At 69.0% G+C, this 6,900-nt stretch carries 8 protein-coding genes; 6 read left to right on the top strand and 2 right to left on the bottom strand.

The genetic code is table 11. The features are described from left to right. Positions 1-278 precede the first annotated feature (278 nt). Positions 279-896: a uracil-DNA glycosylase family protein gene (locus AC1DN2_RS21210; protein ID WP_028276890.1), complete on the top strand. Its 618-nt coding sequence runs from the start codon at positions 279-281 to the stop codon at positions 894-896. 61 nt (positions 897-957) lie between these two features. Here the strand turns inward: AC1DN2_RS21210 and AC1DN2_RS21205 are convergent, their stop codons facing one another. Next, positions 958-2,256 carry a type II toxin-antitoxin system HipA family toxin gene (locus AC1DN2_RS21205; RefSeq protein WP_476851861.1) on the bottom strand — a complete coding sequence of 433 codons (1,299 nt, stop codon included), beginning with the start codon at positions 2,254-2,256 and terminating at the stop codon, positions 958-960. Further along, on the bottom strand, positions 2,253-2,549 hold the full coding sequence (locus AC1DN2_RS21200) for a type II toxin-antitoxin system Y4mF family antitoxin (RefSeq protein WP_476851860.1): 297 nt from the start codon (positions 2,547-2,549) through the stop codon (positions 2,253-2,255). The genes AC1DN2_RS21205 and AC1DN2_RS21200 overlap by 4 nt, the downstream gene beginning before the upstream one ends. A gap of 400 nt (positions 2,550-2,949) precedes the next feature. Here AC1DN2_RS21200 and AC1DN2_RS21195 point away from each other — a divergent pair, with 400 nt between their 5' ends. The 5 genes from AC1DN2_RS21195 to AC1DN2_RS21175 form a co-directional block, all read left to right on the top strand. Beyond that, complete coding sequence (locus tag AC1DN2_RS21195; protein WP_476851859.1) at positions 2,950-3,570, top strand: hypothetical protein; 621 nt, start codon at positions 2,950-2,952, stop codon at positions 3,568-3,570. 119 nt (positions 3,571-3,689) lie between these two features. Continuing rightward, a complete protein-coding gene (locus AC1DN2_RS21190) occupies positions 3,690-4,433 on the top strand; it encodes a YcnI family copper-binding membrane protein (RefSeq protein ID WP_476851858.1) in 744 nt (247 codons plus the stop codon). A gap of 140 nt (positions 4,434-4,573) precedes the next feature. Next, a complete protein-coding gene (locus AC1DN2_RS21185) occupies positions 4,574-5,269 on the top strand; it encodes a FadR/GntR family transcriptional regulator (protein WP_476851857.1) in 696 nt (231 codons plus the stop codon). Between the two features lie 126 nt (positions 5,270-5,395). Further along, positions 5,396-6,457, top strand: coding sequence for an asparaginase (locus AC1DN2_RS21180; RefSeq protein WP_476851856.1), 1,062 nt, complete (start codon positions 5,396-5,398; stop codon positions 6,455-6,457). A gap of 9 nt (positions 6,458-6,466) precedes the next feature. Then, positions 6,467-6,900 (top strand): lyase family protein (locus AC1DN2_RS21175; protein ID WP_476851855.1); only part of this gene is annotated, 434 nt, incomplete at its 3' end.

Raw genomic sequence — 6,900 nt, 5'->3', positions numbered from 1 at the left:
CCGGCTTGAAGCCCTCACCACTGCCAAACAGCCCGCCCCGGTCAAACCCGCCGTGAACGAACGGTGGAACCGCCCCGGCAGCCGGAGGATTTCATCTGAGGCAACGACCCCACGTTCCCGGAGGTATTGACGTGAGGCAACAGGGAGGGCGCGTTGACTCAGGGCAAACCCCCGCGCAGCCCCGGCCGAATAGGTCCCGGCCGAAACACCCCCTGCCGCGAAAGCGTAGAGTGGAGGAAGCCGCCTGATTCTGGACGCCAAGTGCTGAGGGAGAAATCGTGACGATTGACTGGGACGAAAAGAAGACCCTGCTGCAGGAGCCGAACATCGCCGCGGTGACGCAGCTGTGCGACGAACTCATGGAAAAGAAGCCTGGATCCGTGGTCCCGTACATCGACCCCATCCATGACGAGGACGAATGCCGGATCGTCAGCCTGCATATCAGCCCGGGCAAGGGCACCGAATCGGGCTTTGTCTCGCACTTCAACGACGATGAAGCCGCCCGCCGCGCCACCTCCATCTACGAGGCCGCAGAGCTGGACCCCCGCTATGTGATGCCGTGGAACGCCTACCCGTGGATCCGCGATCCGGAGGCATCCTCGGCCCTGAACGTCCAGGAGAAGACGGACGGCCTCCGGCCCTTCCGCCAGTTCCTCAAGATCAACAAGCGCGTCTCGGCCGTTATTGCGCACGGCGCGGACGCCCACTCCTTCCTGACGCTTTTCGAGAAGACCTACCATTCCTCGCTGAAGAATCATGGTGTCAAGATCTACAAGGCCACCGCACTTGGCGGCCGCGCCTTCGCGGTATCTCCGGCCAAGCAGGAAGAGCTCCTCGCCAAGAACGTCGAGGTCTACAAAGACGCCATGCAGCGGGCGGGCATCCAGCACCTCTGAGGCTCCACGCAACCCCGTCCGGCAACGGCATCCGGCGCAAGCCGAGCCTGCGCCGGCGGCATCACCCGGCCAGCAGCCTGCGCCGGTGTTTGAGTTCCTTGACCCAGTCGCGGGTGACCATCGCTGAAAACGGCGAGGCGCCGTCGTCGGTCATGGAGCGGAACGCCGTGCCCGCCTGAAGGTCCGCCAGCAGCGGTTCCGAGGCCCTCAGCGCCAGTTCCAGCACCTGGACGGCGGCACGTTCAGTCAGCCCCATCCCCGCGGCCCAGCCCAGGAAGTGCTTCCGGGAAATCCCTGTGCGCTTGCCGTCCAGGGTCAGGGCGAGTGTCTTGTCCCCGTAGACGACCGTGGACGGGATGTCGTATACCGGCGCGATGGACCACTCTCCGGCCGGCTGTTGCACCATGGAAACGTTCTTCGCGTGCAGGTCGCCGTTGCCCGTCAGCCACGCAAATGCCGCCTGGAGGGCCAAATTCCGCACCGCGGGCAGCGGAGCCGCGCAATACGCCGCAAGCGCATGGCACACCTGCCCGTATCCCACGTTGTACTTGTCCGCAGGGTAGAGGCCCAGCACCTGCGCACCGTCCTCGACGGCGAGCCGCTGCACGGCCCGCGGCGACCTGGCCGCCGCCTTGGGGCCCGACACACCGGCGACAGGCCCACCGGATACAGGGCCACCGGCTACAGTGCCACTGGCTAAAGGCACCCGGTCGAAGCGTTCCACGAGCAACCCGGGCCGACCGGCGACGTCGCGGATCAGCTGGACCCGGCTCAGAGGGATCCGCAGCCGCGCCGCGTACCGGAACATCGCGTACTCGTTTTCGACGACGTGCGGGAACTCGGGCGCGTTGAGTTTGAGGATGTAGCGCCGGCCGGCGCTGGCCACCGGCATGGAGATCATTCCAGCGGACAGCTTGTCCTGCACCCCCGCCAGGGCCACCGGGTCGATCAGCCCGGAGTCGCCCAGCAGGGCCTCGAAATCCACGGGCGTTGCGGGGTCAAGCTCGACGGCGTGCTCGTCCGGGTCCAGCTTCTCGCCATGGCCGACGATCTGCACATCACCCACCGGGTTGGCACCGGCCGCGATGAGCAAGGACAGCTCATCATCCACGCTGGTCTTGATGGAACGGCGCAACGCATTCAGCCGCCGGCCCTCCGGCAGAAGCCCGGTGAAATACGGCGGGGCTGCCCCCGCCGCGGACAGTACGGGTTCCGGCGTTAGCGGCAGGGAGCTCGCGACGGCGGGGCCCCCGGACGCCAGATAGGCCGGCAGGTAGCTGAACCTGGTGCCGCCGTCGTGCCGCTCCAGCCGGGCCGCCAGCACGCCGGCCTTGTAGATATCCGCGATCCGGTGCCTCATGGCCGGGCTTCCGGCCCGTCCCGCAGTTCACGGTCGGCCCGCAGGCCGGACACCGGGCCGGCGAGGGCACGGGCTGCGGCGCTGGTCCGGGTCTGGACCCGGAGTTCCAGCCCCAGCGTGTCCAGGAGCGCCAGCAGGGAGTCCAGCTGCACCGTGCGTTTTCCCTGTTCGACGAACCGGACGAAGCGCTCTGAGACTCCGGCCAGTTCGGCCAGCTCACGCTGGCTCAGGCGGAGCGACCCGCGCCGGGCCCGGGCCTCGGCAGCGAGTTCGCCCGGAAATGCGTTCCCCATGGCCACCTCCCGTTGATCAAGATACGTCCGAGGGTCCGGCGTTCGTGCGTACGAAACGCTCTGGGTTCGAACTCTGTGTGCGTACCAACCTGTGGGATCGAACCCTGCGGGTCCGAACCCTGGCGGTACGAACGTGCCGCTTTGCAGGCATTTCCAGTATAGGACGGGGCAAGATGCCTGCACAGGGCTATAACGGCACGTACGTACCGGCGCACTGGGCAGGCAGGGGCAACTGCCGGCGACCGAAGGCACCCGCCATCACTGCACGGCTGGCGCAGCCCTGCCGCCACAGATTGGGCGGTTCAGCCGCGCGCGGGCGTGGCGGTTCACAACGGCCCGTAAGATTTAAGGGACTTAAGCGACAACCAGACCCCACGGAATCCGGAAAGGACTGCACACGATGACGCGCGCTCCCTTCCGGCTGTTCCGCACAGGTCTGATCGGATCCATCATCGTGGCGCTGGCAGCCGGCGGCCACCTGGCTGGCGGCGGACGTCTGCCCGAGCCGGCGATCGTGACGGCGTTGTGTGCCGTGGCGATGGTCCCCGTGGCCGTACTGACCCGCGTCCGACTGTCCTTTCCGGCCCTGGCCGGCCTGCTCGGCGTAGGGCAACTGTGGCTGCACTGGTCCTTCGGCGCCTTGTCCTCAGGGGCGCCAGCGGCCCTCCAGGCCCGAATGGCTGCGGGTCATCCGGGCCATCCGGGCCATTCGGCGGCTGCCATTGCCCCGGCGATGCCCGACCCTTCCATGGCGGTTTCGGCGGCCGACATGGGCGGAGCCATGTTCGCCGCACACGCGATGGCGACGCTCGGCACGGCACTGTTGCTCGCCCGCAGCGAGCAGGCTCTGTCCGCACTTGCTTCCTGGCTGCGCCCACTCGTGCAGCTGCCCCAGCCCTCCGCCGCCGCGCCCCTGCGCGTCCCCCGCCCCCGCGCGGTCAACCTGGTCCTCCCCAAAGCCCGGGCTGGCCTTCGCCTGCCGGCCAGGCGCGGACCTCCGGAGCTGTCGCCCGCCGCCTGACATAAATCCCTTTCACATATGGACGGGGACAGCAGGTGGCCACCCCACTGCTACCGCCGGAAGGACAACGCACCGGACGGCTCCCCACCTGATATTTGTTAGTGAAAGGCACCCTTGCCATGAAGTCCCCCCTTCGCCGTACCCTCAAAACCGCCGCTGCCGCCACGATGACCGCGGGCCTGCTCGCCGCCGGCGCAGCAGCCGCCTCCGCCCACGTCCACGTCGACACCGATGATCCGGCCGCGGGCGGCTACAGCCACCTGACGTTCAATGTCCCCAGCGAGTCCGAGTCGGCCAAGACCAGCAAACTCGAAGTCACGCTGCCCACGGACACCCCGTTCACTTCGGTGTCGGTGAAGCCTGTCGAGGGCTGGAAGGCCGTCATCACCACGAGCGACCTGCCGAAGCCGATCACGATCGCCGGCGCCACGGTCACCAAGGCCCCGAGTTCCGTGGTCTGGACCGCGGACGAGGCCCACCAGATCGGACCGGACGAGTACCAGGCCTTCTCACTGTCCGTCGGCGTCCTGCCGGACGCGGGAACCACGGTGACGCTGCCGACGGCCCAGACCTACACCGATGGAACCGTCGTCAAGTGGGACGAGAAGACGGTCGAGGGCCAGGCCGAACCCGGGCACCCGGCACCCTCCTTCGTGACCACGGCCAAGGACGCCGACGCCCACGGCGCAGCCGTCCCCGCCGCAGCCACGACGACCGCACCCTCGGCGCCCCCGGCAGCGGCAGCGGGCATGTCCAGTGACGGCGGATCCGCCGCCGGCTGGATCGGGCTGGCCGCAGGGCTGATCGGACTGGCCGCGGGCGTCACCGCGCTGGTCCGCACCCGCCCGTCCAAGGTCCAGTAGTCCCGGCCAGCAGCCCGGACACAAACCCAGGCAAGTAGGCCGCCGCCGGAACTCCGGCCCGAGCGGCGACGGCGGCCCCGGACCCCCGGGGCCGCCGTCATACTTGACACCCCGGTGTGATCCCTGCCATATTTTAAAGCGTGAACCTGTCAGACAGCCGGACAGCAGGACAGCCATTGGCTCGCCTCAGTGCCGCCGAAGCCGTTTTTAACGTCCTCCGCACCGAGATCGAATCCGGCAGGCTCGGCATCGGCGCCAAGCTGAGCTCCGAGGCCACTCTTGCCCAGCAGTACGGCGTGAGCCGCTCCGTGATCCGGGAGGCCCTGCGCTCCTGCACCGCCCTGGGCTTGACGGTCACCAAGACCGGGCGGGGCACGTTCGTCGTCGCCAACCGCGTGGCAAAGGACCTGGTCCTGGGCCAATACTCGGCCCGCGACCTCACGGAGGCGCGTCCCCATATCGAGGTTCCCGCCGCCGGACTGGCTGCAGAACGCCGTTCGGCCGAGGAGCTGGCAACGCTGCGCGACATCGTCGCCGCGATGAGCGGCGAGGACGACCCCGAAGTCTGGGTGGGCCTGGACTCCAGCTTCCACGCGTTGATCGCGCGGGCCAGCCGCAACAAGGTCTTCGAGAACGTCGTCGCGGACATCCGGGACGCCCTCGCCCACCAGTCCGAGACCCTGAATATGGTGGCGGACCGCCAGCACGCGTCCGACGAGGAGCACCGGCGCATCCTGGCCGCGATCGAAGCCGGCGACGCGGCGACGGCGCGCATCGCCATGAGCCAGCATCTGCACGCCGTTGGCATTGCCCTCGACTCGATCCTCAACGCCTGACGTCAGGCGCCTGGTGCCTGGTTCCGTCAGCAATGCCGGAAGCAATCTGGTCAGCACCGGCAAAACCAGCACCAACACAGTGACCAGCCACCACAACCGCATCAACCGCCACCGCCAAAGGACGCAATGACTTCCCCTGCCCTCGACAACACCCCGACCCCGCTCGCCCCGGAGTGGCTGCCGCAGCACGTCCCGCTTGCGGTCCAGACCCGGGACGGGCTGGTCGAGAGTGTCCACTACGGCTCGGTCATCGCCACCGCAGCGGACGGCCAGATCCTACTCACTGCCGGGGAGCCCCTCGCCCCGTTCTACCCGCGGTCCGCCCTGAAGCCCCTGCAGGCCGTCGCCATGGTCCGCGCCGGGCTGGACCTCCCGGACGAACTGCTCGCCCTCGCCGCCGCCAGCCATTCCGGCGCAGCCAGCCACCGTGACGGCGCCCGGCGCATCCTGGAGCTGCACGGCCTGACGCCAGCGGACCTCGAGAACAGCACCGATCTCCCCTACGGCGCCCGCGAACGCGAAGACTGGCTCGGCGGCGGCGGCCGGGCCACCCAACTGACGCAGAACTGTTCCGGAAAGCATGCCGCCATGGCGGCCACCTGCGTCATCAACGGCTGGCCGGTCCAGGGCTATCTGGACCCGGCGCACCCGCTGCAGCAGCTGGTGGCCCAGACCGTGGCGGACCTCACCGGTGAAGACCCCCAGCGCACCACCACTGACGGCTGCGGCACCCCGCTCTTCGCGCTCACGCTGCGCGGCATGGCCCGCGCCTTTGGCCGCCTGGCCGCGGCTGCCGCGACCGGATCCGGCGAAGCGGAAGCCGCCGAAGCGGAAGCCGCCGTCGGCCGCGCCATGCGCCGCCACCCCGAGATGGTTGCGGGCGAGGACCGGGACGTCACCGCACTGATGCGTCTGGTCCCCGGCCTGCTCGCCAAGGACGGCTTCGAGGGCGTCCAGCTGGTAGGCCTCCCGGACGGCCGCGCCCTCGCCGTGAAGGTTTCCGACGGCGGAGACCGCGCCCGGATGCCCGTCACCGTCCGGGTCCTGGCCGCGCTCGACGTCGACACCTCCCCCTTGGCGCGCCTCGCCGCCACACCTGTGCTGGGCGGCGGCCGGCCCGTCGGGCTGCTGCAGGCCACCGATTTCCTCGCTGACCCCAAGATCTCCCCCGCCCCCAAAGACCTGTAAGGGACCGCCATGACCTCGCTCGACGAACGCGCAGAATTCCGCTCCGAACACGACCTCCTGGGCGACCGGGACGTTCCCGCCGGCGCCTACTGGGGCGTCCACACCCTCCGGGCCGTGGAGAACTTCCCCATCACCGGCCAGCCACTGTCCTCCAACATGCACCTGGTCCGCGGCCTGGCCGCCGTGAAACTCGCCGCCGCCCGCACCAACCACGAGCTCGGACTGCTCGACGCCGGGCGTGCCGCCGCCATCGGGCAAGCCTGCACCGAGGTCATGAACGGCAAACTCAGCGAACAATTCGTCGTCGACGTCATCCAGGGCGGCGCCGGGACCTCCTCGAACATGAACGCCAACGAGGTCATCGCCAACCGGGCCCTGGAAATCCTCGGGCACCCGAAGGGCGACTACGCCCGGCTGCACCCCAACGACCACGTCAACCTCAG

Source organism: Arthrobacter sp. 01L42 (assembly GCF_056400005.1).
This window is presented reverse-complemented; position numbering and strand designations above follow the sequence as displayed.